Annotated in this window: 18 protein-coding genes; 7 read left to right on the top strand and 11 right to left on the bottom strand. The window is 57.2% G+C overall.

What is annotated here, in order from left to right:
* Positions 1-55: 55 nt before the first annotated feature.
* From OSH09_RS07155 to OSH09_RS07135, 5 genes are all read right to left on the bottom strand, one after another.
* Entirely contained in the window at positions 56-1,030 is a 975-nt protein-coding gene (locus tag OSH09_RS07155; protein WP_207872584.1) for a Bug family tripartite tricarboxylate transporter substrate binding protein, read from the bottom strand.
* Positions 1,031-1,041: 11 nt separating this feature from the next.
* Positions 1,042-1,959 carry a fumarylacetoacetate hydrolase family protein gene (locus OSH09_RS07150; RefSeq protein ID WP_266120575.1) on the bottom strand — a complete coding sequence of 306 codons (918 nt, stop codon included), beginning with the start codon at positions 1,957-1,959 and terminating at the stop codon, positions 1,042-1,044.
* On the bottom strand, positions 1,959-2,633 hold the full coding sequence (locus OSH09_RS07145) for a GntR family transcriptional regulator (RefSeq protein ID WP_266120574.1): 675 nt from the start codon (positions 2,631-2,633) through the stop codon (positions 1,959-1,961). The genes OSH09_RS07150 and OSH09_RS07145 overlap by 1 nt, the downstream gene beginning before the upstream one ends.
* Before the next feature lie 146 nt (positions 2,634-2,779).
* Positions 2,780-3,307 (bottom strand): single-stranded DNA-binding protein, encoded by a 528-nt coding sequence (gene ssb / locus OSH09_RS07140; RefSeq protein WP_266120573.1) that lies wholly within the window; start codon positions 3,305-3,307, stop codon positions 2,780-2,782.
* Positions 3,308-3,567: 260 nt separating this feature from the next.
* Complete coding sequence (locus tag OSH09_RS07135) at positions 3,568-4,779, bottom strand: MFS transporter (protein ID WP_266120572.1); 1,212 nt, start codon at positions 4,777-4,779, stop codon at positions 3,568-3,570.
* Positions 4,780-4,890: 111 nt separating this feature from the next.
* On the opposite strand from OSH09_RS07135, the gene uvrA reads away from it, so the two are divergent.
* The gene (uvrA, locus tag OSH09_RS07130) at positions 4,891-7,818 is read left to right on the top strand and encodes an excinuclease ABC subunit UvrA (RefSeq protein WP_266120950.1); all 2,928 of its coding nucleotides are present in this window, start codon (positions 4,891-4,893) and stop codon (positions 7,816-7,818) included.
* A 34-nt stretch (positions 7,819-7,852) separates the two neighbouring features.
* On the opposite strand, the gene OSH09_RS07125 is transcribed toward uvrA, so the two are convergent.
* From OSH09_RS07125 to OSH09_RS07115, 3 genes are read right to left on the bottom strand one after another with little or no spacing between them, the layout of a single operon-like run.
* Positions 7,853-8,977 (bottom strand): deoxyguanosinetriphosphate triphosphohydrolase, encoded by a 1,125-nt coding sequence (locus OSH09_RS07125; protein ID WP_266120571.1) that lies wholly within the window; start codon positions 8,975-8,977, stop codon positions 7,853-7,855.
* Positions 8,978-8,982: 5 nt separating this feature from the next.
* Positions 8,983-10,071, bottom strand: coding sequence for a 3-dehydroquinate synthase (aroB, locus tag OSH09_RS07120; protein WP_207872590.1), 1,089 nt, complete (start codon positions 10,069-10,071; stop codon positions 8,983-8,985).
* Complete coding sequence (locus tag OSH09_RS07115; protein ID WP_042485349.1) at positions 10,072-10,677, bottom strand: shikimate kinase; 606 nt, start codon at positions 10,675-10,677, stop codon at positions 10,072-10,074.
* Between the two features lie 118 nt (positions 10,678-10,795).
* Between OSH09_RS07115 and OSH09_RS07110 the strand changes: the two genes are divergently transcribed.
* The 4 genes from OSH09_RS07110 to OSH09_RS07095 all read left to right on the top strand — a co-directional run bounded on the left by OSH09_RS07110 (position 10,796) and on the right by OSH09_RS07095 (position 17,897).
* On the top strand, positions 10,796-13,243 hold the full coding sequence (locus OSH09_RS07110) for a penicillin-binding protein 1A (protein ID WP_266120570.1): 2,448 nt from the start codon (positions 10,796-10,798) through the stop codon (positions 13,241-13,243).
* A 96-nt stretch (positions 13,244-13,339) separates the two neighbouring features.
* Positions 13,340-13,474: an LPS translocon maturation chaperone LptM gene (gene lptM / locus OSH09_RS07105; protein ID WP_080655585.1), complete on the top strand. Its 135-nt coding sequence runs from the start codon at positions 13,340-13,342 to the stop codon at positions 13,472-13,474.
* Positions 13,475-13,515: 41 nt separating this feature from the next.
* On the top strand, positions 13,516-14,784 hold the full coding sequence (lysA, locus tag OSH09_RS07100; RefSeq protein WP_266120569.1) for a diaminopimelate decarboxylase: 1,269 nt from the start codon (positions 13,516-13,518) through the stop codon (positions 14,782-14,784).
* A gap of 170 nt (positions 14,785-14,954) precedes the next feature.
* Complete coding sequence (locus OSH09_RS07095; RefSeq protein ID WP_266120568.1) at positions 14,955-17,897, top strand: EAL domain-containing protein; 2,943 nt, start codon at positions 14,955-14,957, stop codon at positions 17,895-17,897.
* A 753-nt stretch (positions 17,898-18,650) separates the two neighbouring features.
* Here the strand turns inward: OSH09_RS07095 and ccsB are convergent.
* The 3 genes from ccsB to OSH09_RS07080 form a co-directional block, all read right to left on the bottom strand.
* Positions 18,651-20,009: a c-type cytochrome biogenesis protein CcsB gene (ccsB, locus tag OSH09_RS07090; RefSeq protein WP_266120567.1), complete on the bottom strand. Its 1,359-nt coding sequence runs from the start codon at positions 20,007-20,009 to the stop codon at positions 18,651-18,653.
* 15 nt (positions 20,010-20,024) lie between these two features.
* A complete protein-coding gene (locus OSH09_RS07085) occupies positions 20,025-22,067 on the bottom strand; it encodes a cytochrome c biogenesis protein ResB (protein WP_266120566.1) in 2,043 nt (680 codons plus the stop codon).
* A 227-nt stretch (positions 22,068-22,294) separates the two neighbouring features.
* Entirely contained in the window at positions 22,295-22,999 is a 705-nt protein-coding gene (locus tag OSH09_RS07080) for a c-type cytochrome (RefSeq protein ID WP_207872595.1), read from the bottom strand.
* A 157-nt stretch (positions 23,000-23,156) separates the two neighbouring features.
* On the opposite strand from OSH09_RS07080, the gene yihA reads away from it, so the two are divergent.
* Together yihA and hemB are read left to right on the top strand one after the other, a co-directional pair.
* Positions 23,157-23,780: a ribosome biogenesis GTP-binding protein YihA/YsxC gene (yihA, locus tag OSH09_RS07075; protein ID WP_207872596.1), complete on the top strand. Its 624-nt coding sequence runs from the start codon at positions 23,157-23,159 to the stop codon at positions 23,778-23,780.
* Positions 23,777-24,796 (top strand): porphobilinogen synthase, encoded by a 1,020-nt coding sequence (hemB, locus tag OSH09_RS07070; protein ID WP_266120565.1) that lies wholly within the window; start codon positions 23,777-23,779, stop codon positions 24,794-24,796. Before yihA ends, hemB begins: the two co-directional genes overlap by 4 nt.
* Positions 24,797-24,827: the final 31 nt, after the last annotated feature.

Genomic DNA, 24,827 nt, shown 5'->3' with positions numbered 1-24,827 from the left:
CTCCTAGTTAGTAGCTTGAGCTCGACTGGCTCTTTTCTTGTGTTCTGTGACAGGTTTACTGAGCACTGGCGCCGGATGCCTTGACGACGGTAGCGGCCATTTCCATTTCAGATTTCAGATACTGGGCAAACTCGGCCGATGTGGTGCCAGCAGGCTCCAAACCTTGAGCCAACAGACGCTCGCGGATTTCGGGCAGATTCACGATGCGGACAAACTCAGCACTCAGCTGCTCCACAATCGCTGCGGGGGTCCCAGCAGGAACAATCACGCCATACCAGGAGTTGGAGTTCATATTGTCCACACCCGCTTCTTTGAACGTGGGCACCTCCGGGATGGACTCCAGACGGGTGTCATTAGCCAAAGCAATGGCACGCAGCTTGCCGGATTTCACATGAGGCAAAACATCCGGCGTATTGGCAAACATCATGTCCACATGACCGCCCAGCAAATCGTTCAAAGCCGGAGCCTGGCCTTTGTACGGAATATGCAGCACATCAATCTTGGCTTCTGACTTCAGGCGTTCGATAGCGATATGCGGCGATGTACCAGCACCAAAGGATGCAAAAGACAGCTCGCCCGGTTTGGACTTGGCAGCGGCAATCACATCCGCCAGGGTTTTGACCGGAACATCGGGATTCGCCACCAGCAAATGCGGCGTGTAAGCCACCCGGCTAACTGGCGTAAAGTCTTTCACCGTGTCGTAGCGCAAGTTGTCATACAGGCTGGGGTTGATGGCAAAACTATTGGCCACCATGCCCAAGGTGTAGCCATCCGGGGCTGCACGAGCCACGATTTCCGTACCAATCACCGTACCGGCACCCGGCTTGTTATCGATGATGACGGGCTGCTTGAAGTCATCCGACATTTTCTGCGCCAGACTGCGGGTCAGATTGTCCAAGGTACCGCCCGCCGGGAACGGAACAATGATGGTGATGGGTTTGGTGGGATATTCCTGTGCCGACACAAGTGAGGGCACAGCCGTTAAAGCGCTTAATGCAGCCACGCCTGACAGGATTAATTTAAAGCGCATAGTCGTCAACCTTACTCAATAGTAGTGACCAGCTCGCCAATGGCAGAGATGCGAGCCTTGATGACATCGCCCGGCTCCAGAGAGCGAGGGGGTTGCAGGGCAAAGCCCACCCCAGAGGGTGTGCCTGTCGCAATAATGTCCCCCGGCTCCAGGGTCATGCCCGCCGACAACTGGGCGATGATGTTGGACACATCGAACAACATGTCCGAGGTATTGGCGGATTGGCGCAGTTCGCCATTCACTTCCAATTCAAGATCCAGCGCGTTGGGGTCTGCAATGGCAGTCTTCAGGGTCACGACAGGCCCAATCGGGCACGTGCCGTCCAGGGATTTGCCCTTGAACCATTGGCCATGCAGCGCTTGCAGGTCACGCGCCGTAATATCGTTGATCACCGTGTAGCCAAAGACGTAATCCAGCGCGTCCTCAGGGCTGATGTCGCGGCCTTCCTTGCCGATCACAATGCCCAGCTCCACTTCGTAATCCAGCATCTTGGTATGGGCGGCGTGACGGCTGACCAAGGCCTGATGCCCGACTACCGTCGTAGGCGGCTTGCTGAAAAACTCCAGCGCCTTGGGGAAGTCATCGGCGGCACGACCACGTGCCAGATTGCCTTCCACGATATGGGCGCGGTAGTTACGGCCTACACAGAAAATGTTCTTGGAGGGGTTGGGGATCGGGGCCAGAATGCACAGATCCTGGGCCGCATGGATAGCGACATTGGCCTGGTCGGCCTGCTCCATCAAAAGCTGCAGGCTGATCAATACCTCATCGCCCATAAAAATGGCATCGATGACTTCCGTAGGGGCCTGCCGACCGCTCAAGGGGTGATCCACCCTGCCCCAAGCCTGTGTCAGATCCACGACGCGATCATCGTCCAGCATCCCGCCCAAACGCGTTTCCCCCGCGTCTACAAACGTCAGTAACCTCATTACAGCGACCCTCCTGATTGGATGTTGTTGGAACTGTTCAGGGTTTGGGTCAACAGCCCTTGCACGTGCTCGCGAGCCAATCGGTCAGCCAGTGCCCCGTCCCGTTTTTCAATAGCGTCGATCATGGCCAGATGCTCGGCCAAGGATTCATGCGCACGCTTCAGGCGTTCGATAGTCTTGGTCTTGAGCATGTCGCGGTGCCCAAACGACTTCCAAACCTTCTCCAACAAGCTATTGGCGGCCAAACGCATGATGGCGGCGTGAAACTCCACATTGGCTGCTGCGTATTCGCTGACACGCTCTTCCACATTGTCTTGATTGAAGGGCGCAAACAGAGCGCGCAAGGCATCCACATCCCGCTGCGACGCATTCAAGGCGGCTTCACGGGCCGCAAAGGCTTCCAGTTCAATACGCAACTTCAGCCATTCGATGTAGTCCTGCTTGGTCAAGGGCGAGAGCAAAGCCCCGCGCCGAGGTTCCATGGTCAAAATGCCTTCCTGCCCCAAACGCAGCAGCGCTTCGCGTACCGGCGTACGGCTGACATTGAGCATCTTGGCCAGTTCCTCTTCCCGAACCCGCACCGGCTCATCAATGTTTTTCACCAGGCCAAGAACGTGAGCACGCACTGACTCATACACCCCATCGCTGTGACTTGTTGTTTTGATCGTGGTCATTGCTTTCCTATTTTGCATTCATTTTTTATAAATTGTATACAAGACTGAAAGTTGGTACACATTGGTGTTTATACGGACGAAAAAAAAGCCCTGGCAAGCAGATGCTTGCCAGGGCTTTGATGTTCAGTCCCGCTAAGAGCTAGGCCTTAGAACGGAATATCGTCATCCATATCGGCCAGATTGTCCGACATAGGAGCTGTATTACGTGGGGCCTGTTGCTGTTGTTGCTGCTGGGGAGCAGGACGCTGTGCACGTTGCGGTGCAGGAGCACCACCGCCACCACCACCACCACCGTATTCGCCACCACCCATGCTGCCACCGCCGCCGCCCATATCGCCATCACGGCCACCCAGCATTTGCATTTGCTCGGCAATGATTTCAGTGGTGAATTTGTCCTGGCCATCCTGACCCGTCCATTTACGGGTGCGCAGGCGACCTTCTACGTAAACGGGGCGGCCTTTACGCAGGTATTCGCCCGCGATTTCAGCCAGACGGTTGTAAAACACCACACGGTGCCATTCCGTTTCCTCGCGGCGTTCGCCGGAGGTACGGTCTTTCCACTGCGAAGTCGTGGCAATGGAAATATTGCAGATAGCCGAGCCTTCTGCGCTGTAGCGTACTTCTGGGTCGCGGCCGAGGTTGCCCACCAGAATGACTTTATTTACCGATGCCATGAAAAAATCCTGTAGTCAAAAATTCTAAATCAAGCCGTATTATCGTGGATTCGTGCCTTAATTAACACTCCCTCCCCGCTCCAGGGAGGGCAGTTTTGTCCATGCAAACGATCCGCGTACGGCGCTTTGAACGGCACATCAGACTCACAACCCTGGCGATGCCGCCTGCTGTGCCCAGCTCTTAATTCTTAGGGCCGATCCGGCCACTTTACTTGCTGCTGCCTGCTACGTCTTCGTGCAAGCGTAACAGGCAATGCCTTTTAATATTTATCTTTGAAACCGCGCGCCGTCAGCAACCAGAGCAAGGCCAGCGCGGCACCGGTCCACAACACCCATTGGGTATGCCCTCGCCCAGCCAGGATGCCCCCGATCAAACCACCGGCAAACACGCCCAGCGATTGAGAGGTGTTGTAAAAACCCAGCGCCAAACCTTTGTATTCCGGCGGCGCCACGCGCGACACCAAAGACGGCTGCAAGGCTTCCAAAATATTGAAACCAATGAAGAACAAGGTCAACGCCGCCACCATGGGAGCCAGGGAATCGCGCGCCCAAGGCATCACAGCCAGCACCACCACTAGCAACAACACAGCCAATTCCAGCGCATGTTTGTGACGCTTGCGGGTTTCAGTCCAGAACACCGCAGGCACCATCAGCACAAAAGACACCAGAATGACGGGCAGATAGACCTTCCACAAATCCTGCGTGCCGTAACCACCCAAAGTCGCCAGAATACCTGGCACCACAATGAACAGAGACATCAGGATGAAGTGCAGACAGAACACGCCAAAGTTCAGGCGCAGCAAGTCCATGTGACGCAGCACCTGCCCCGCGGTGACCTGTACGATGGATGCGGGCGCTTTAGGCGCGCTGGGCACCACAAAGGCTGCAATCAGCAAACAGACAAAACCCAGCAAGCTGATGGCCCAGAACAAACCGGACAAGCCAAACTGCCCCACCAGGACGGGCGAGAGCACCAGCGATACGGCAAAGGACAGGCCAATTGAACCGCCCACCATCGCCATAGCGCGTGTCCGCACTTCGGGACGGGTGGAATCCGCAACCCAGGCGGAAATAGCGGCAGATACCGCACCCAGACCCTGAATACAACGGCCCACGGTGACCCAATCAATATTCTGGGCCAGGGCCGAGATCACCCCACCAATAACAAACAAGGCCATGCCAATGACGATGATCGGCCTGCGCCCAAAGCGATCCGAGGCCATGCCCAAGGGGATCTGCAAGACAGCCTGAGTCAGACCATACGCACCCAATGCCAGGCCAACGCGGGCGGCATCGTTACCGCCGGGCAAAGAATGGGCTGCAACCGCAAAGACCGGAGTCAACAAAAACAGACCCAGCATCCGACAGGCGAACAGCAAAGCAAGCAAGATGCTGGCCTTGCGCTCCTGCTGAGTCAGACTCAGACGCACAGGGCGCGACTCGGCCGTATTCATGGTTTGGTGTGTACTCATTTAATACTCTGTCACAACTGGGCTGCCAGAGAGCCCGGCTACCCGATCACATAAATCCTGACGCAACGCGCTATAGTAGCAAGTTGCCTTTTGACAAGCCTAAATAAAGCGATGGAAGCCATCCGCATTCGTGGTGCCCGCACCCACAACCTGAAAAATGTCTCCGTAGACCTGCCACGCCACCAGTTGGTCGTGCTGACGGGGCTGTCCGGTTCTGGGAAATCGTCTCTTGCCTTCGACACTTTGTATGCCGAAGGCCAGCGGCGCTATGTGGAAAGCCTGTCCGCTTATGCACGTCAGTTTTTGCAACTGATGGACAAGCCAGATGTGGACTTGATCGAAGGTTTGTCGCCTGCCATTGCCATCGAGCAAAAGGCAGCAGGCCATAACCCGCGTTCCACCGTGGGAACCACTACTGAAATCCACGATTATTTGCGCCTATTGTACGCGCGGGTCGGGACTCCTTACTGCCCTGAACATCACTTGGCCCTGCAGGCTCATAGCGTGAGCCAGATGGTAGACCAGATTCTGCAATGGGAGCCTGAATCCCGTATTGCGGTGCTGGCTCCCATGCATCGTGGCCTGGTGGGTAACTTGCAGCTAGAGCTGCGCGGGCTGCAGGCCCAAGGCTTTGTGCGGGTACGAGTAGATGGCGAGATGTCCAGTATTGAAGACCTGCCTGCGCCGAATGCCGAGCAGGCCCACGATCTGGATCTGGTGATAGACCGGCTGCGTATTCGGCCCGATAGCCAGCAACGTTTGGCAGAGAGCCTGGAAACCGCCCTGGCCACCAGCAACGGACGTTGTCTGGTGGTGAATCTGGATACAGGTCTGGAACAACCGTATTCCAGCCACTATGCCTGCCCGGTCTGCGATTATTCCCTGCCCGAATTGGAGCCGCGCCTATTCAGCTTCAATAACCCGGCAGGTGCCTGCCCGGACTGTAGCGGCCTGGGGCAAGTGGATGTATTCGACCCCGAACGCGTGGTGGCCTTTCCCGAACTGAGTCTGGCGGGCGGTGCCATTGCGGGCTGGGATCGCCGCAATGCCTTTACCTACACCTTGCTGACCAGTCTGGCGGCCCACTATCACTTTGATATTGAGGCCCCGTTTGAGTCCCTGCCAGCCGAACTGCGTCACACCGTGCTGTACGGCTCCGGCGCTGAAGAAATCCCCTTTCTCTATTTGAATGAGAAAGGTCGCACCACAGTTAAAACTCACCCATTTGAAGGGGTGATTCCGAATCTGCAACGTCGTTGGGCCGAAACCGACTCCAGCGCGGTACGTGAAGAGCTGAACAAGCTGCGTCGCACCCAGACCTGCCCGGCCTGCCATGGGGCACGCCTGCGTCTGGAAGCACGACACGTACGTATCGGGGACGATCCCGTGCCCAGCCATGCAGGGTGCAAGCACCATTCAGGCACTACTGCTGTCAGCACAGCGTCATCCGCAGCCGCAAGCTCGGTAACCCAAGGACAAGCCAAGGGACTGGCTATCTACGAAGTCGAAGCCCTGGCCCTGTCGGACTGCCTGCAATGGTTCAAGAACCTGTCGCTGACAGGTGCAAAAAAAGAAATTGCCGATCGCATCGTGCACGAAATCCAGCTACGGCTGGAGTTCTTGAACAATGTGGGACTGAACTACCTGTCGCTGGATCGCAGTGCCGACACTATTTCCGGTGGCGAAGCCCAGCGTATTCGCTTGGCCAGCCAGATCGGTTCCGGCCTGACGGGTGTGATGTACGTGCTGGACGAGCCATCTATTGGCCTGCACCAGCGTGATAACGACAAGTTGATCCAAACCTTGCAGCACCTGCGCGACCTGGGCAATAGCGTGATCGTGGTCGAGCACGACGAAGACATGATTCGCACGGCCGACTATGTCATTGATATGGGACCCGGCGCTGGTGAACATGGTGGACAAATCACGGCCCAAGGCTCGCCTGCTGAACTGGCAGCAAACCCGGAGTCTCTGACGGGTCAGTATCTGTCCGGCAAGCGCCAGATTGCCATCCCCACACGTCGCCCGGTGGATGACAGCCTGAACTGGCTGCGTCTGTACGGTGCCAGCGGCAATAACCTGAAGTCGGTGGACCTGGCGATTCCTGCTGGGCGACTGGTCTGCATTACCGGCGTATCCGGCTCGGGCAAGTCCACGCTGATCAACGACACACTGGCTACCGCTTTCTCGCACCTATTGCACCGTGCCCATGCCGAGCCCGCGCCTTACGATCGCATGGAAGGCCTGGAGCATTTCGACAAGATCATCACGGTCGACCAAACCCCGATTGGCCGCACCCCGCGCAGTAACCCGGCCACATACACAGGCATGTTCACCGCGATTCGTGAGCTGTTCGCCAGTGTGCCCGAGGCGCGTCTGCGTGGTTACGACCCAGGGCGCTTCTCCTTTAACGTCAAAGGTGGCCGTTGCGAAGCGTGCCAGGGCGATGGCGTGGTCAAGGTAGAAATGCACTTTCTGCCAGACGTCTACGTCCCTTGCGATGTATGCCAAGGACGTCGCTATAACCGTGAAACACTGGATATACGCTATCGCGGCCGCAACATCAGCGAAGTGCTGGAGCTGACGGTTGAGCAAGCAATGGAGTATTTCGATGCCGTGCCTAGCGTGGCTCGCAAGCTGACTACCTTGATTGATGTGGGCCTGTCGTATATCCGGCTGGGCCAAAGCGCCACGACCCTGTCGGGCGGTGAAGCACAGCGGGTGAAGTTGTCACTGGAACTGTCCAAACGCAGCACTGGCCAGACGCTGTACGTGCTGGACGAACCTACCACAGGCCTGCACTTCCAGGACATCGCTGTCTTGCTGGAAGTGTTGGACAAGCTGGTGGAGTCCGGCAATAGCGTGGTTGTCATTGAGCACAATCTGGATGTCATCAAGACGGCAGACTGGATTGTGGACATGGGCCCGGAAGGTGGACACGGTGGCGGTCAAATCGTGGTGCAAGGCACCCCGGAGACTGTCGCGGCCTGCGAGCAAAGCCATACAGGACGTTATCTGAAGCCTTTGTTGCAGCGCTAAGAGCCAGCCGCCTGGCAAAGTCGAGCTATCAGGCCTACATCTTGAAAATAGCGTCGTGCTCGCGGATGGCGTGGCGGTCCGTCATGCCAGCGATGTAGTCAGCTACAGCACGAGCCTGTGCAATCGGGTCTTCACGCCGATGTTCTGCCGCCAACAAGCGCGGATCATCCACAAACGCCTGAAACAGGTCTCGCACAATGTGTTGCGCCTTGTTCATCATGCGCACCACTTTGTAGTGACGGTACAGATTGGCGTGCAAAAACCGCTTGAGCTCATCTGCCTGGGCGCGCATCTCTGGCGAGAATCCGGCAAGGCGTGGCAGATGTCGAATCGCATCGACACTATCAGGGCGGTGCTCTTCCAGCTTGGCACGAGTCATGTCCGTTAAATCCACCACCAGGGTGTTGATCATGCCGCGAATGATTTCAGCCACCAGCCGCTGCCCTTTCAAACCCGGATACTGGGCCTGCACACGCTCGTAGTGATCACGGAACAAACGCAGTTCCAGCAATTGTTCCAGCCGGATCAGGCCGGAGCGCAAGCCATCATCAATATCGTGATTGTTGTAAGCAATTTCATCGGCCAGATTGGCCATTTGCGCTTCCAGAGACGGTTGCGTGCGTTCAATAAAACGCTGACCGACCTCGCCCAACTCGCGAGCGTGCTTGAGCGAACAGTGCTTCAAAATCCCCTCGCGGGTTTCAAAACACAGGTTCAAACCATTGAAGGCGGCGTAACGCTCTTCCAGCTCGTCCACAATGCGCAGACTTTGCAAATTGTGCTCAAAGCCCCCTGCTTCGGGCCGCAATTCCTGCATACAGCTATTAAGCGTGTCCTGGCCTGCATGTCCAAACGGGGTGTGGCCCAGATCATGGGCCAGAGAAATCGCTTCGATCAGATCTTCGTGCAAACCCAGATTGCGGGCAATGGCCCGCGCCAACTGGGCCACTTCCAGACTATGCGTCAATCGTGTTCGGAATAAATCACCTTCGTGGTTAATGAAAACCTGTGTTTTGTATTCCAGCAGACGAAAGGCATTGCAGTGAATAATGCGGTCGCGGTCCCGCTGAAAGGCGTTGCGGCCTTGGGGCGCTGCTTCTGCATAACGCCGACCGCGGGACTGTTCAGGGTGACAGGCATAAGCGGCAAGCATCTGCATCGGCTTTACTCCTGTTCCACCGTTGTAAAACGGGCCAGCACCTGGCGCACCACATCCGGCGCAACAGCCTGTACCTTGGCATGGCCTAATTTATCCAGCAGTACAAAACGCAGTTGGCCGCCCTCGTTTTTCTTGTCCACCTGCATCAGCTCCAGCCAACGGTCCGCAGGCCATTGCGGCGGGTTGATCGGGCAGCCACTGGCTTGCACCAGGGCTTTGATACGGGCCACATCCTGCGCAGGCAAGCCGCAAACCAGGGCGGACAACTCGGCAGCCATAATCATGCCGCAACCCACGGCCTCGCCGTGCAGCCACTGGCCGTAGCCCATACCGGACTCGATTGCGTGACCAAAAGTGTGACCAAAATTCAGAATGGCGCGCAGGCCGGATTCGCGTTCGTCTTGAGAAACGACTTCGGCCTTGACCTCGCAGGAGCGGCGAATTGCATAGACGATCTGCTCTTGCTCCAGGGTGCGCATGGGGCCGATCTGCTCTTCACACCAGTGAAAGAAATCCAGGTCGTAAATCATGCCGTATTTGATGACTTCTGCCAGACCGGCAGAAATCTCGCGGGCGGGCAAGGTCTTGAGTACATCGGTGTCCACTTCCACCGCGATAGGCTGGTAGAACGCGCCCACCATATTCTTGCCCAACGGATGGTTGATCGCAGTTTTGCCACCGACCGAGGAGTCCACCTGCGCCAGCAAGGTCGTAGGCACTTGCACAAAGCGCACGCCACGCATGAAGCAGGCAGCCGCAAAACCCGCCATATCGCCAATAACGCCACCGCCTAGAGCGACAATCAAGGCCTTTCGGTCCAGATGATCACCCAGCAACGCGTCAAAAATCAGGTTCAGGGATTCCCAGTTCTTATAGGCTTCGCCATCAGGCAACTCAATGACATGGATAGGCTTGCCCGTTGTGGCCAAGGCTTGCTTCACAGGCGCCAGGTACAAGGCGGCCACCGTGGGGTTAGTGACAATGGCAATAGCAGACGTATCGGCTGGCACCGTGTCTGCAAGCTGCGCCAGACGCCCGGCAGCGATATGGATGGGGTAAGCGCCACCCTGGGCGTCAACATGCACTACAGACATTTAGCAACCTCGTTCTTTCAACAGGGACAATAAGTGGCGCACCGCATGATGGACTGGCGCCGAGCCAGTCTCAAAGCGGACGTCCGCCACTTCTTCATAGAGGGGTTCGCGCGCTTGCAGCAGTTCCTGGATACGGGCGCGTGGGTCCGCCGTTTGCAACAGCGGTCGGTTACGGTCTCGGGCCACGCGGCGGTACAGTTCATCTACCGTGGCGCACAAGTACACTACGATACCGCGATCTTTGATGATCTGGCGATTGGCCTCGGACAAAATGGCCCCACCTCCGGTCGCCAGCACAATACCGGTCTGGCGCGAACAAATATCGAGCACCGCAGATTCACGTTTGCGGAACCCTTGCTCGCCTTCGAACTCAAAGATAGTGGACACTCGCACGCCGCTACGGGCTTCCAGCTCGTGGTCCAGGTCCATAAACTCGCGCTTGAGCTCTCTCGCCAATTGACGACCAATGGTCGTTTTACCGGCACCCATCATGCCCACCAGAATAATGGGACGTGGGCCAGTTTGTTGTAAATGGAGCAGCTCGGCGTCTGATAAGGGATCAGGATGTTCTACAGGCATCAGCTCGGCGGGTAAAGAGTGGTTCATTTGTGTATTATCCCATTAGCCTTCCCTAAGCAACGCCCGTCGCTTAGTATTATTTTGTTACATTGATACTTGGTTTGAGGCCCAGTCCTGCTGCGTTTGGACTTTAAAATCAGCCCTAATGAGTTCTTCTTCCCGCTCCCCTAATTCAAAACCCGAGCAAAGCTCCGGTTCCTGGCTTGCCCGCCTCATCATCAAGACCTCGGTCTTTTTTGTGGGGCTTGGTCTGTGTGCCGCCCTGCTCGGATCGCTGGCGTTGGCGCTGGCCTGGCCAAACCTGCCTGACCTTAGCGCCATGATCGACTACCGCCCCCGAGTGCCACTGCGCATTTATACGGCGGACAAAGTGCTGATCGGCGAATTTGGCGAAGAACGCCGCAATGTGTTGCGTTTTGACGAAATCCCCGATGTCATGAAATCGGCCATTCTGGCGGCCGAGGACGACCGTTTCTACCAGCACGGTGGCATTGACTGGATGGGCGTGGGCCGCGCTGCCTTGGCCAATATGACCCATATGTCCAAGACACAAGGGGCCAGTACGATCACCATGCAGGTAGCACGTAACTTCTACCTGTCATCAGAAAAGACCTATACCCGGAAGTTCTACGAATTGCTGCTGACCTTCAAGATTGAGGCCACGCTGTCCAAGGACCAGATTCTGGATCTGTACATGAACCAGATTTACCTGGGGCACCGCGCCTATGGTTTTGCCGCGGCCTCACGTACGTATCTGGGCAAACCGCTGGGTGAAATCACGACGGCGGAAGCCGCCATGCTGGCCGGTATCCCCAAAGCTCCTTCGCGCTTTAACCCTATTGCCAACTTTGAGCGTGCAAAAACACGTCAAGGCTATGTGCTGGGCCGTATGCGCACACTGGGTTACATCACCGAGCAGGAATACCAAGAAGCTCAGGCCCAGGAAATCGTTGTGAAATCGGCCCTGGGTACCCCTGCTGGCGGTTACGCCATTCATGGTGAATACGCGGCTGAACTGGCTCGCCAACTGCTGTACGGCGTCTACCAGGACAATGTGTACTCGCGCGGTTTCAACATCTACACCACCATCAAGTCCAGTGACCAGGAAGCCGCTTACCTGGCGGTGCGCAATGGTATTTTGGACTACACACGCCGTGCGCCTTACACCGGCCCACAGGGCCAGGTAGATTTACCAGCCGGTATTGAAAACGATCACGCCCAACTAGACACGATTCTGGACGACCTGCAAGACAAATACCCGGATACCGGCGATCTGCTAACGGGTGTCGTGCTGGACGCCAACCCCAACCAGATTCGTGTTGCTCGTACTGCCCAGCAAATTATTGACGTCAATGACAAGCGCGCCCTGAAAATCGTGGCTCGCGGTCTGGTTAACAATGCCAAAGCAGACGTGCGCATTCAGCGCGGCTCCGTGATTTATCTGTTCCGCAATGGCGATTACTGGGAAGTGATCAATATGCCTGCGGTACAGGCGGCCTTTGTGTCGGTACGCCCACAAGACGGCGCGATTCAGGCTATGGTCGGTGGTTTCCACTTCTCGGACGGGAAGTTCAACCGTGTGACCCAAGCCTGGCGTCAACCCGGTTCAGCCTTTAAACCCTTTATCTACGCCTCCTCGCTGGAACGCGGCCTGACTCCTGCTACCCAGATTTCGGACGAACCTTTTATTCTGACGGCGGCCCAGACCGGCTCCAAGCCCTGGACACCCAAGAACTACGGGCGCACCTACGAACCCATGCTGACCATGCGTCAAGGTTTGTACAAGTCCAAAAACATGGTGTCCATCCGTATCATGCAGGCCGTTGGTCCCAAGTACGTTCAGGAATACGTTACCCGCTTTGGTTTCGACAAAGCTCGTCAGCCTGCCGTTCTGCCGCTGGCCCTGGGTGCCGGTAGCGTGACGCCACTGCAAATGGCCGGTGCTTACTCGGTCTTTGCCAACGGCGGTTACCGTACCGAGCCCTTCCTGATCGACTACGTTACAGACAGCACCAACAAAGTCATCATGCGTGCCAAGCCGATTGTGGCTGGCGATGCCGCTGCCCGCGCTATCGACGCCCGCACGGCTTATGTCATGAACGATTTGCTGCGCGGTGTGGCTACCTCCGGTACCGGTGCCCGTTCCTCGCGTGAATTGAAGCGTACGGATATCGGCGGCAAGACCGGGACCACCAACGACTCGCAAGACGCCTGGTTTGCCGGTTACACGCCAGACTTGGTCGGTATTGCCTGGATGGGCTTTGACAAGCCACGCAGCCTGGGTTCGGGTGAAACCGGCGGTGGTGCTTCCATGCCTATCTGGATCAACTACATGCGCGCTGCGCTTAAAGACAAGCCTATCGTGCCTCCCGGCCCTATGCCTTCGGGTCTGTCGCGCATCAATGGGGACTTCTACTTTGACGAATTCCCGCCCGGACAAGCCATTGCCCGCGTCGGTCTGCCCGCTCCGGGTGACGGCGCTTTACAGCAAGGCGGTGGGGATCCAAACGATGGTATTGGAGATCTGCTGCGGCAACTGGACTCTGACTCCGGTTCCTCGGGTGCCCAAACACAACCTTTCGTCCCTTTCTAATTATCTGTATCCAAACGCCGGCCTAGCCGGCGTTTTTTGTGCTTTGCTCTTCCCAATGGCACAATGCTCTGTATTGCCCGCACTAGCTCACCACTTATGAACAAACTACGTTCCTCCCGCTTGCTGGCCTTGCTGGCACTTAGCGTTTTTCTTAGCGCTTGCGGCTACAAAGGCCCCCTGTACCACCCTCCTGCGCAGGAAGCAGCGGACGCCCAAACAGCGCCGCGCTGATTTCCGCCCTGCTCGCTTAACCTCTGTTATTTGACGACACCATGACCGTTGCACCTCACTTCCAATTTCAGAACAACACGCTGCACGCCGAGCAAATTCCCCTGAACAAGCTGGCTGAAGAATTCGGCACCCCTCTGTATGTGTATTCCCGCCAAGCCTTGCGCGACGCCTGGGAGTCCTATCGAGTGGCAGGTCAGGATCGCAAGTTGTTGGTGTGCTATGGCATGAAGGCCAACTCCAATCTGGCCATTCTGCAAGAATTCGCCCGCCTGGGTACCGGCTTTGACATCGTCTCCGGCGGTGAGCTGGCCCGCGTGATCGCCGCGGGTGGCGACCCCGGCAAAGTGGTGTTCTCCGGTGTAGGCAAACAGGTTTGGGAAATCGAAGCTGCCCTGAAAGCAGGCGTGAAGTGCTTTAACGTCGAATCCGAAAGCGAGCTGGAGCGTGTAGCCCAAGTTGCTGAACGCATGAATGTGAAAGCGCCTGTTTCCTTGCGCGTGAACCCGGACGTGGACGCGGGCACCCACCCGTACATCTCCACCGGCCTGAAAGACAATAAATTTGGTGTGCCTATTGATCAGGCTCCACGCATTTACGCCCGTGCCCAAGAGCTGCCCAGCCTGAACATTGTGGGTGTGGACTGTCATATCGGCTCGCAGATCACCGAAGTCAGCCCCTATCTGGACGCACTGGACAAGCTGATCAAGCTGATTCTGGCCCTGAAAGCACAAGGCGTGAACCTGATTCACCTGGATTTGGGCGGCGGCTTGGGCATTCGCTACACCGACGAAACCCTGGTGACCCCCACCCAACTGCTGACCGAAGTCTTTGCCGCTTTGGACAAGAACGGCCTGGGCCACCTGGAAATCGTGCTGGAACCCGGCCGCTCCATGGTCGGCAACGCCGGTGTGCTGCTAAGCCGCGTGGAATACCTCAAGCATGGCGAGACCAAAAACTTCGCCATCATTGATGCCGCCATGAACGATTTAATCCGTCCTACCCTGTACGATGCCTGGCACGGCGTGGAAGCGGTAGAGCCTCGTCCAGTAACCGAAGCCACTCCCCACTACGATCTGGTTGGCCCTATCTGCGAAAGCGGCGACTGGATGGCTCGTGACCGTCAACTGGAGCTGAAACAAGACGATCTGATCGCCATCATGTCCGCCGGTGCGTACGCCTTTGCCATGGCCAGCCAGTACAACACCCGCCCCCGTGCGGCTGAAATTCTGGTCGACGGCAAGCAGGTTCATGTGATCCGCCCCCGCGAAACCCTGGAAAGTTTGTTCGCCACCGAACGATTGCTCCCTTAAGGGCGAGGCAAGAATACAGGCAACAACCATTCAGCCTTAAAGAACTCTCGAATCTGACCGTAAAACAGGCCGGGACTGCGCTGCCATCAGCAGGCATCGCAGTCCCGGCCTGTTGCGTCCTGTCCTAGCCGGGAAAGCACAGATTTCGCTGTCAGTGGCCAGACAGTTCGATGGTAAGCGCTGGAGGCTGTACCACCATCATGACCACCCCAGGGATACCGACACACGGCTTTGAGCCTGTTACTTCGGCCAGCGAGCGCCTGATTCGCGGCTTAAGTCTTTACGTCATCCCTTTGTTTCTGATCATGCTCACTTTATGGGCATTACTGTTCCTGCCGAATCGCTACCCTGCCGTTCCCGGGCAAAGTTTAGGCATTCAGGCGCTGGCCAGCCAGCAAGAGCATGCGGATCCAGAGTTACTGACGCAATTAGAAAGTGCCCCGTCCCGGCAACGGTTGCACCTGAGCGAGCCTCATTGGCTGCTGCTGACCCTGCCTGCTCCTTTCCCCCAGCAGGACCAGGTCCTGCACTTTCCCGCCTCCCCGATTTCCTCGCTGCACTGTCAAGACGCCCGCAGCGGTCAGGCCCTGCGCAATAGCGAACTGGACCCGCCAACCCCGCTGTCACCCGCCCCGGTCAAAAGCTACACTCTGGAGCTGGGCCAGACGAACCACCCCGACACCGTGCTGTGCCGTGTCGAAACCTCCCGTCCCACCCTCTTGCAAGCCCAACTCTGGGCCAGCGCTGACGTCACCAACTCCTCGATCCGCCTAAGCCGTGGCATAGGACTGCTGGAAGGCGGTTTGCTGACCATGGCCATGTTCATGCTGGTACTGGCCGCCACCAACCGCGCCTGGATCTACCTGCTGCTGTCGGTCTGGTTGATTGGCAACCTGCGATTGGGTTCGATGGCCATGGGTTGGGATACCCAGTGGTTAGGCCAGATCCTGCCCTCGCAATACATGCCAGTACTGCGGCAAGTCACCATCGCCTGCTACTTCATCCTGAGCTATTCCCTATTCACTGTCTTGCTGGGCAACTCCATCACCACTGCCCGCCTGCAACGCTTGCTCCCCACCGTCGGCATCCTGGGCCTGATCCTGCTGCCCGTGTCCCTGCTGGCCCCGCCCTCGGTGTTCCAGCCCGTCATGTGGATCAGCACCATCTACGCCCTGTGCTGCGTGTCTGCCGTCCTGTTGTCCATTCTGCTGCACACCCGCTCACGCATTTTGCTGTGGCAACTGGTACTGCTCAGCATGGCCCTGTGCATGCTGATCTCGGCCATCTTCCTGGTGGCCTTTGGTCGCTCCAGCTTTGTTGAAAACTTCAACGGCGTCATCGCCTTCCTGCTATCCAATCTGATGGTGGCCTTGGCCGTGGGCGAGCGCCTGCGTGAAGACCGCAGCGAATCCCTGCGTGCCCGAAATGAACTGATGGCGCATTACCTGCTGACCCCCGTGGGCATGTTCACCTTGAACGAGTCCGGTGTCTTTCTACGCATCAGCCCCATCTTGGCGCGCATGCTGAACATCGAAGCCGACCCGAGCGAGAGCACCATTCACTGGACCAACTTCTTCCCGGAACAAGACTGGAAAGCCGTCGCCCAAAGTACCCAGAATGGCCAGGACGTCACCATTACCTACTACGACAGCGACGCCCAACCCTGCCAGTTCGCCTTGCGCGTCGCTATCGTCAACCAGTGCATCGAAGGTTCCCTGCAAGACACCACCGCCCGCGCCGAGACCTACCGACAACTGCGCCTGATGGCCGACAACGACCCGGTCACCAACGTCCTGAACCAACGCGGCATCGAAAAAGTCCTGGATGGCCTGCTGAGCCGCAGCCAGGACGACAAGCCCTGCCTGCTGGCCTACCTGGACCTGAACCACATCAAATACGTCAATGGCACCTTCGGCCACTCCTCGGGCGACGCGCTGCTGCTGAAAGTCTGCGAGCAACTGGAATCCGTCCTGCGCAGCAAAGACAAAATCGGCCGCATTGGTAGCGACGAATTCGTCATCGTCTTTGAAGACTGCGAACCCGAACAGGCCCGTGTGCTAGCCAATAGCGTGCTGGAGTCACTAAACAAGAGCCCCTTGATCGCAGGCAACCGCAGCTTCAACCTGCGTAGCACCCTGGGCCTGGTCGAAGTGGCACCTGGCATGGCCCCACAAGAAGCCATTTCCGCCGCCAGCCGAGCCGCCCGCGACGCCCGCCGCCTGCATCAAGACATGATCATCTACGAGCAGGACTCCAACGCCCTGCAAGAACACGCCGAAGAACTGCGTCTGTTTGAAGAACTGGAAGGCGGCTCCTCGCGCGCGCTGTACCTGGAAATGCAGCCCATCGCGGCGCTGCGTCGCCCCATGGACAGCCTGAACTTCGAGGCCCTGCTGCGCGTGCGGGACTCCTCCGGCCAACTCATCCCCACCGGCCGCATCATTGCAGCAGCCGAAGAAAGCGGCACCATCACCATCATCGACAAATGGGTGTTCTCGGCCACGCTGGAGTGGATGTCCAAACACGAAGCCCAACTGACAAAAACCCAATGGGTCACCATCAACCTGAGCGGCGTGTCCCTGAACGACGACACCTTCATCCAATGGTTCTTCGACATCCTGGCCCGCTTTGAACACCTGGCTCGCCGCCTGTGCGTAGAAATCACCGAAGGCGTCGCGCTGGACGACCTGGAACACACCCGCAACTTCATGCGCCGCCTGCAGAAAATGGGCGTACGCATCGCATTAGATGACTTTGGAGCGGGCTACACCTCCTTCTCCTACCTGCGCGAACTGCCCGCCGACGCCATCAAAATCGACGGTGCGCTGATCTGCGACATGCTCAAAAAAGAGACCAACGTCGCCATCGTGCGCACCATCGTCGAACTGGCCAACAACCTGGGCATGATAAGCATCGCCGAATGGGTAGAAGACGTCCCCACCCTGAAAGCCCTGCAAGAACTGGGCGTGGACTACGTACAAGGCTTCATCATCTCCAAAGCCTGCACCCCCGCAGACCTGCTCCAAGCCAAATCCATGCCCGATCTGGTCCAAGACCCGGCAGCCCGCCAGTTCCTGATCGAATCGCAGGATAAATACCCGCCCGCCATGTAAACAAATAGCCACCCAAGCCCCATAGAAGGCTTTGGTGGCAAATAACAGGGCCCTCCGCCATCTGTGGACGCGCACTCGTCTCAAATGCAATGGGGAAGCTATAAATGCTTTCCTAACATCATCACCGTCACTCCGACACCCAGCCAAGCCATATCAAAGCCCTGAGTCAACAAGCCTCATCACGCCACTTACTACAGCGTGATACCCGACTCTAAATTTTGCATTTCGGACCGGTTACCGCTCCAAGTGCAGACGCACATCTAAGGCAGAAGCAATAAATAGATCAAAGGGTCGGTACAGACATCCCGTTAGCTTTGGCTTTGACGGCCTGGGTCAGGGGCGACATAAATAAACACTGTGAGCCGCTGGTGTGCTGGGCGGGGGTGTCGGGGCGATTCAGAGAGCTTGCCGCAGGCAGAAGATCGCGTAGGGATGCAAGCATCCTGCTGTTTGAGCACGACGCTTATAGTTTGTCCGGGGGACAAACTATCGTGCGAGTTCAGGATGCGCCCTACGCGATCTTCTGACCAGGGCACCGGTGCGCAGCACCGGCAAGCGCTCAAGCCCCGCCACCCCCGCCCAGCACACCAGCGGCGTCTCCCAGCGCTTACTCCCCCTACGAAGACCTCCCCACCAAACACCCCAAACAAGCGACCACAAAAAAACCCGAGTCCGGCATCCAGCCAAACTCGGGTTTCCCATTCTGAAGCAAATATTCTGAAACTAATCCCCAGCTTCAGAACAAGAAGAACCTTACAGCTCCCCGTAGGAATGCAGCCCCGACAAGAACATATTCACGCCCAGGAACGCAAAGCTGGTAATCAGCAGCCCACCCAGCGCCCAATACGCCGCCATCGTGCCACGCAGACCCTTCAGCAAACGCAAGTGCAACCAGGCCGCATAGTTCAGCCACACAATCAAAGCCCAAGTCTCTTTCGGGTCCCACTGCCAGTACGTACCCCAGGCATCAGCAGCCCACAAAGCTCCCAACACCGTCGCCACCGTAAAGAAGGCAAAACCCACCGCAATCGCCCGGTACATGATGTCATCAAGCACCTCCAGCGAAGGCAGCTTGCGCGAAATCGGACCACGGAAATACAGAATCGTCCCCACGATCACACTACCGATACCGAAATACAGCATCCAGGTAGGCGACAACTCGCGCGAACCAAAAATCATGGGCTCGGCACACAGAATCGCGCCCAGCAAAAACACCGGAATCAGCTTGGCACGCGAACGCGTCTCGCCATTTTCCTTGACCAGATACGCAAAGCCCACCATGGCCGCCAAGGAGAACGTGCCGTAACCAATAAAGTTGGCCGGCACGTGCAACTTCATCCACCAGCTTTTCAGCGCAGGCACCAAAGGCTGAATCTGATGCGCATCACGCGTGAAGGAATACCACAGCAGGAAAATAACCAGCGAGCTGATCGCCAACAACACAAAGCCACCCAAGGCACGCGTGTTGTAACGACGCTCGTAATACATGTAGAACAAGGCCGTAATCAGCGCCAGCAGCACAAACACTTCATACAGATTGCTGACCGGGATATGACCAATATCCGGACCCAGCAAATGACCTTCGCGCCAGCGCACCAGCAAACCCGTCATTCCGGCATAGACCGCTGCCCAGGTCAGCCCCGAACCCATCCAGGCTGCCGTATTGCTGAAGAAACCAGCCCAGTACATCACCGTAGCCAGAATAAACAGCGCACACATCCACAAAATAGCGGATTGGGAAGAGAACAAATACTTCAGCAGGAAAACCGAATCGGCCTTTTCAATATCACCTGTACTGAGACCATCGCCCGTGCTGTAGAGCCAAACCGCCAGCAAAGCCGTCAGTCCCGATAACACCAGCAGCGTGCGCAGCGGACGCCACAACCACCCCAGCCAGGCCACAAAGGGTACGAACGCCACCAGAATAATCTTCTCGTAGTAATCCATGCTGGTGCTGTACACATTGAGCGCATACGCTGCACCCAAAGCCAACACGATCAGATACAGCACATCCGTCCAGTCCGGACGGCCACGGATACCGCGCCGGTCACCACTGGAAGCGATATTGTCTTGCCACATCGAGGGAGTGGCCGAAGAAAGGGTCTGCGCCATAGTAGCTACACCTTGTCAGACAGATAGCCGGTTGAAAGCCGCTTTCAGGCGATCAAACTCGAGGTTAAAGTCCAAGTTGCGACGTTGAGAGGTCATGGCAGCCATCAAACGGCTACCTTGGTTGTGAGGGCGAATCCAGACCCACACGCGGCGATCCCGGATATAGAACATCGAGAACACGCCAATAATCAGAAACAAGCAACCCAAGTACACAATGTACATGCCTGGGCTGCGCGCCACCTGGAATACGCTGGCCTGAACTTGCTCAAAGCTGTCCAAGGTCAACATAACCGGAGCGGGGTAATCGGGCAGGTTGGCAAACGCCAGTACAGCAGACTGAATCCAGCGATTGGCATCGCTATTTTCCTGACTGTAATCCAACTCTGGCAAACCTTGTTGCTGTCTGACCAAATCACGCAATTCCGACAGTGTGAACTGAATCATGGGAATCGCAAAACCCAGAATACGCTCGCGCTCGGCCTCGGGGACACGGCTGATCAAGCCATCAAAACCGGCACGTACAAAAGTCTGCAAAGCGGTCCTGGAAGCGGAGAGCATCAGCTCTTTTTGCTCAGGCGAAGAAGAATTACGTTCGGCAAAACGCTCGGCCGCCTGGTTCACCAGGGCCTCGTTCTGCGTAGCCGCACGCAAATCCATGAATTCTTTCAAGGAACCCTTGTCGTCAGCCGGGAAACGCACATAGCGGAACGGCTCGGCGGGCGAGAAGCGCATACCAGCCAGGAACACCAGGGTGCCATCCAGCTCCACAGGCAGCATGTAGTTCACAAACTCACGGGACTGACCTTGGTCGTCAATCAAGCGATAGTTCACGCTGGGGCCGACGTTCTTCAAATGCTGGTCTTTCTTGTTGGCAGCGCTACCGGTCACAGCGGCAACGTGTTCAATCATGGCCTTGGGCTGAGGATCGCCCTCAGTCAGGTTTTCCACGTTGATGGGGCGCAGCTCGGTCAGTTGCACCGTCAAAGCATGTTTGTTGGGGCTTTCCTGGGCCGCAATGCCTACGGTCTCGCCCACTTTGCCGTTCAGAGCAAACGTTTTGGAACCAGTACCGACCAAGGGATAGCCCTTCAGGCTAAGAATACTGCCACCATCGTCAAAGCCGGACTGATAAACCGTAACGCCCTTGTAGCGCAGGGGCTCGTTCACCTCGATGGTGCGCTCGAACGTATCGCCCGTGACCGGATCGGTTACTTCCACTTCGCTCTTGAAGCTGCTAGGCATGCCGGTCGAGTAGTACTCCACCAGGAAACGCTTGAGTTCCAGGGCGAAAGGCAGGGGCTGAATCAGGACGCCATCACCAGAATTGATAACCGCCGTTGCCGTACGGGCGCCCTCAGGCACCAGCATATTGGCGCGGAAGCTGGGATTGCCCAGACCCAGTCGACCCGACTCGGGCACCTGGGAAATCAGCATATTCTCTGTAATGGGCTGTTTGCCACCCAGCCACACTTGCACACGCACGGGCAATTCGCTGTCCAGCAGACCGCCCACACAGATCACCACAATGGCCAGGTGAGCAAAGATGTAACCCAGCTTGTTGGCGCTGCCCTTCTTGGCCGCCATCATCATGCTGCCGTCGTCATCCTGACGCACGCGCACGGCGTAACCCTGGGACTGCAACCATCCCTGCACCTGCTCGCGACTATGGGCGGGCGCACCGGCACTTTCCAGTTCGACACGATGGGGGAAGGCTTTCAGACTGCCGCCGCGCACATGTTCTTTGAACGTGCGCATCTCGCGGATCATCTTGGGGGCATTGCGAATGACGCACAGCGTGGTCGAAACCACCAGAAACGTCATGATGACCATGAACCAGCCACTGTTGTAGATGGACCAGATCGAGAAATGATCGAAAAACTCAAACCAGTACGGCCCGAATTGATCGATATACGTATTAGCAGGCTGATTTTGCGCCAGAACAGTGCCGATCAGGCTGGCTACGCAAATGAACATCAGCAAGCTGATGGCAAAGCGCATCGAACCGAGCAATTCCAGGAAATCGGCCGCAAAGCGACGTACAGGGGATACTTTTTTCACAAAGGCTAGCTTAGGAGGTGGGGGGTTTCACCGGAAACATCCAGACTTGGAGCGCAGAACGCGCACAAAGTTCGATTACTGGACAAAACACCAACACGAGACCCGGCCCAAATCGGCACTGCCCGTTGTTAAGGCACCCAAACCGCCACGACCTTCAGGACGAAGCTGGGGCCCAAGCGAATGTCAGGGTGTAGACAGTCAGGGGGCCAATGGCCCCCTTTAACTGATTAACGCAGGCCGGCTGCGAAATCTGACACAGCAGCAATGTCGGAGTCCGACATACGGTCTGCGATGTCATGCATCATCGGGCCATTGGCACGGTCGCCACTGCGGAACAATTTGAGCTGTTCGGCGATGTAGGCAGGGTGCTGACCCGCCAGACGGGGGAACTGACCGGGCATACCAGCGCCATCAGGCGAGTGGCAAGCGGCACAGGCCGCAACACCGCGCTCGGGCAAACCGCCGCGCCAGATCTTTTGGCCGCGCTCCATGGTGTCTTCTTTGCTGGCGTTAGCAGCCTGTTCCCAGTCCACGGACTGTTGGGACAGATACAACGACACGTTTTTCATGTCTTCTTCAGTCAGGCCAGCCGCGATAGCCGTCATCAGGCTATTGGCGCCTTCTGGGCCACGACGCGAGGGCTGGGACTTTTCGTCCTTGGCACGGAAATCGTGCAACTGCTTGACCAGGTACTCGTACGGCTGGTGAGCCAGCGACGGGTTCACTGGAATAATGCTGTTGCCGCCATCCCCGTGACAGGTCACACAGGCCAGCACACCACGCGACATCTCACCTTGCAGGTAGAGCTGCTCGCCTTTGGCGGCATCTGGCTTGGCCAGACCGGCTGCATTGGCCACGTTAGCGGTAAAAACCACAGAGCAAGCCATCGTCAGGCTGCTTGCGATAACGACTCGGGAAAGCGCACGCTTCATTTGGACCTCGATAATCGCGAATCAATCGGGGTGCCGCATGCGCCCCGCAAAAGCCACCGTAAGCCGCTGGTCAGTACCCAGTGGAATACGACATTACTGTTTCAAATCGAGAGATTATACAATAGGCTCTGAACCAATATGGAATTACGCTGCAACCATGTCGATACTGCACCGCGCTCACTTCACGATTTCTGCTGCTCAGATCGATCAGCTACCTCCTCCCGGACCTCCCGAGGTCTGTTTTGTGGGGCGCTCCAATGCGGGCAAATCCTCCGCCATCAATGTGTTGGCCAACCAACGGAAACTGGCTTTTTCCAGTAAAACGCCGGGACGAACACGCCTGATCAATATGTTCGGCATCCCCGACCCGCTCACACCGGGCGACTACCTGGGCCACCTGGTGGACTTGCCCGGATACGGCTATGCCGCCGTGGCCCGTCACGAAAAGCAGGACTGGGCCGAGATCCTGGGCGACTACCTGGCAACACGGCCTTCGATTGCCGGCATTGTGTTGTTAATCGATATACGCCGCGGCGTCACCGAGCTGGATATGCGTCTGGCCCAATGGATTGCGCCCACCGGAAAACCGGTACTGACGCTTTTGACCAAGGCGGACAAACTGCCGTATGGTCAACGCATCAAGGCCGTTGCCGAAGTGCGCCGCCAACTCAGAGAAATTGGCGCTTTGCACGCGCTGCCCTTCTCCTCCACCGATCGTATCGGCCTGACCGAAGCGACCGAATACATCGAAAACTGGATTTCTCCGAAGGTTGTTCCATGACTCGTTTTATTCCTCCTGCCGACTTTCCTAATACTCGCCTGCGCCGTAACCGCCGCGATGAGTTTTCCCGCCGTCTGGTGCGTGAAAACCGCCTGTCCACAGACGATCTGATCTACCCGGTCTTTGTCCGTGAAGGCGAGAAAGTTCAGGAACAAGTCGGCTCCATGCCAGGCGTCATGCGCTATTCGCCTGATGAACTGATGCGTGTGGGCGAACAATGTATGGAGCTGGGCATCCCCGTGCTGTCCCTGTTCCCTTCTATCGATCCGTCCCTGAAGACCCCGGATGGCAGCGAAGCCGCCAACCCGAACGGCCTGATCCCGCGCGTTGTGGGCATGCTCAAGCAGCAATTCCCCGAGCTGGGCGTGCTGACTGACGTGGCGCTGGACCCCTACACCAGCCACGGCCAGGACGGCATTCTGGACAATGACGGCCACATCCTGAACGAAGAAACCGTTGCCATGCTGATCCGTCAGGCTCAGACCCAAGCCCAAGCGGGCGTGGATATTGTGGCCCCCAGCGACATGATGGACGGCCGTATCGGCTCCATCCGCGCCGCTTTGGACAAGGATCAATTCATCCACACCCGCATCATGGCGTACTCGGCCAAGTACGCCAGCGCCTTCTACGGCCCCTTCCGCGACGCGGTAGGCTCGGCTGCCAATCTGGGCCGTTCCAACAAGAACACCTACCAGATGGACCCGGCCAACCGTAACGAAGCCCTGCGCGAAGTGGCTGCCGACATCCGTGAAGGCGCCGATATGGTCATGGTCAAACCTGGCCTGCCTTACCTGGACATCCTGCGCGACGTGAAAGACGCCTTTGGCATGCCGACCTACGCCTACCAAGTCAGTGGCGAGTACGCGATGATCAAGGCCGCTGCCCAGAACGGCTGGCTGGATCACGACAAGGTCATGATGGAGTCCCTCTTGGCGTTCAAACGCGCTGGCGGTGACGGCATTCTGACCTATTTCGCCATCGAAGCAGCCAAGCTGATGCGCAAACAGAACTCCTGATTCACATCAATCAGAACGCAAAAAACGCAGC

This window comes from Alcaligenes parafaecalis (assembly GCF_026344135.1).
Taxonomy (GTDB): Bacteria; Pseudomonadota; Gammaproteobacteria; order Burkholderiales; family Burkholderiaceae_B; genus Alcaligenes; species Alcaligenes parafaecalis.
Note: the sequence above shows the minus strand (reverse complement) of the source record. Positions and strands in the feature narration are given on the sequence as shown.

Excerpts from the sequence above, each read along its gene's own strand:
- OSH09_RS07155 (WP_207872584.1), bottom strand. The coding sequence starts at position 1,030 with ATGCGCTTTAAATTAATCCTGTCAGGCGTGGCTGCATTAAGCGCTTTA.
- OSH09_RS07150 (WP_266120575.1), bottom strand. The coding sequence starts at position 1,959 with ATGAGGTTACTGACGTTTGTAGACGCGGGGGAAACGCGTTTGGGCGGG.
- OSH09_RS07145 (WP_266120574.1), bottom strand. The coding sequence starts at position 2,633 with ATGACCACGATCAAAACAACAAGTCACAGCGATGGGGTGTATGAGTCA.
- ssb (WP_266120573.1), bottom strand. The coding sequence starts at position 3,307 with ATGGCATCGGTAAATAAAGTCATTCTGGTGGGCAACCTCGGCCGCGAC.
- OSH09_RS07135 (WP_266120572.1), bottom strand. The coding sequence starts at position 4,779 with ATGAGTACACACCAAACCATGAATACGGCCGAGTCGCGCCCTGTGCGT.
- uvrA (WP_266120950.1), top strand. The coding sequence starts at position 4,891 with ATGGAAGCCATCCGCATTCGTGGTGCCCGCACCCACAACCTGAAAAAT.
- OSH09_RS07125 (WP_266120571.1), bottom strand. The coding sequence starts at position 8,977 with ATGCAGATGCTTGCCGCTTATGCCTGTCACCCTGAACAGTCCCGCGGT.
- aroB (WP_207872590.1), bottom strand. The coding sequence starts at position 10,071 with ATGTCTGTAGTGCATGTTGACGCCCAGGGTGGCGCTTACCCCATCCAT.
- OSH09_RS07115 (WP_042485349.1), bottom strand. The coding sequence starts at position 10,677 with ATGAACCACTCTTTACCCGCCGAGCTGATGCCTGTAGAACATCCTGAT.
- OSH09_RS07110 (WP_266120570.1), top strand. The coding sequence starts at position 10,796 with ATGAGTTCTTCTTCCCGCTCCCCTAATTCAAAACCCGAGCAAAGCTCC.
- lptM (WP_080655585.1), top strand. The coding sequence starts at position 13,340 with ATGAACAAACTACGTTCCTCCCGCTTGCTGGCCTTGCTGGCACTTAGC.
- lysA (WP_266120569.1), top strand. The coding sequence starts at position 13,516 with ATGACCGTTGCACCTCACTTCCAATTTCAGAACAACACGCTGCACGCC.
- OSH09_RS07095 (WP_266120568.1), top strand. The coding sequence starts at position 14,955 with ATGGTAAGCGCTGGAGGCTGTACCACCATCATGACCACCCCAGGGATA.
- ccsB (WP_266120567.1), bottom strand. The coding sequence starts at position 20,009 with ATGGCGCAGACCCTTTCTTCGGCCACTCCCTCGATGTGGCAAGACAAT.
- OSH09_RS07080 (WP_207872595.1), bottom strand. The coding sequence starts at position 22,999 with ATGAAGCGTGCGCTTTCCCGAGTCGTTATCGCAAGCAGCCTGACGATG.
- yihA (WP_207872596.1), top strand. The coding sequence starts at position 23,157 with ATGTCGATACTGCACCGCGCTCACTTCACGATTTCTGCTGCTCAGATC.
- hemB (WP_266120565.1), top strand. The coding sequence starts at position 23,777 with ATGACTCGTTTTATTCCTCCTGCCGACTTTCCTAATACTCGCCTGCGC.